Annotated in this window: 2 protein-coding genes; both read right to left on the bottom strand. The window is 72.0% G+C overall.

Going from position 1 to position 1,106, the window contains the following annotated elements; all coding sequences use genetic code 11:
* The coding region (locus AC08OP_RS10020) for a hypothetical protein (RefSeq protein ID WP_476613941.1) at positions 1-349 on the bottom strand (349 nt) is incomplete at its 3' end.
* A 135-nt stretch (positions 350-484) separates the two neighbouring features.
* Positions 485-994 carry a DUF6328 family protein gene (locus tag AC08OP_RS10015; protein ID WP_476613940.1) on the bottom strand — a complete coding sequence of 170 codons (510 nt, stop codon included), beginning with the start codon at positions 992-994 and terminating at the stop codon, positions 485-487.
* Positions 995-1,106: the final 112 nt, after the last annotated feature.

Here is a 1,106-nt window from a genome sequence, read left to right as displayed (position 1 = left end):
CGCCGACGACGGCGGCGGGCAGGCCGGGCGCGGTGGCGAGCAGGGCACTGCCGGCGGCGGCGGTCAGGGCTCCGCCGCGCAGCGCGGGGTGTGCTCCGCGGCGCAGCAGGATCGGTCCGACCGCGGCGACGACGATCAGGCCGGCGCCGAAGGTGGCAGACAGACCGGCCAGCCGGTTGGCGGGCAGGTGCAGGTCGCGGGCGAGCAGGGCGAGACAGGCGCCCAGGCTCGTGACGGTGAAGCCGAGGGCGGCCTGCGCGGCGCCGGCCTGCAGGCCGGCGCCGCGCAGGCCCGGCGTAGCCGTGCCGCCGGCCGATGGTCGGCGGGTCATGGCGGCGCCGGAGCCCACGGAGTGCCGTCCAGGTCCAGCAGCACCGCACCCACCGTCGACAGGTCCACGGCCATCCTCCCCCAATATGCTCGCTACCCGAGGATGACATGAGGATAAGGTGCTTATGGGGTAGTGACGGTTAAAACCGATCGGTCAGTCTCGGGCGGCGAGACGGATGGCGGCGGGTACGACGGCCCACAGCACGACCAGCACGACGAAGGTGCAGCCCCCGGCAATCCAGCCGGCCGGCGCCCCCTTGACCACGTCGAAGATGAGCAGGACGACCCCGGAGACAGCCACGGCGAACAATGCCAGGCCCACCTGGGCGAGCCGGTTCGCCACCCGGATCAGCGTCTCCTTCTCCTTGCGCCGGAAGACCGCGCGGTGCAGGCTCACCGGCATGATGAGCAGCCCGGTGGCGCTGACCGTCAGCAACACGATCACGAGATAGAGCGACTTCTGCTCGTTGCTCAACGTCGTGAACCGCTGCTGGAACGGGATGGCGAGCAGGAAGGCGGTCAGCAGCTGTACGCCCGTCTGGACGACGCGCAGCTCCTGCAGCAGATCTCCCCAGTTGCGGTACCGGCGTTGCGCCGGGCTCTCCGAAGGGTCCGGCCCGCCGTTCGAGGAGTTCCCCCGGGCGGTGGAACTCCTCGCCGTCATCCCGCCGTCGTCGTCTGCCGCCGAGCGTCGCGCAGCCGGTCGACGAGGGACACCGCCGGCCCGAATACCCGCTGAGCGGTGGGGGATCCCGCGACCGAGGGGTGCGGATGGG

Source organism: Frankia sp. CeRuru1 (assembly GCF_977966315.1).
The sequence above is the reverse complement of the archived record's forward strand: the minus strand, read 5'-3'. Positions and strand labels throughout refer to the sequence as shown.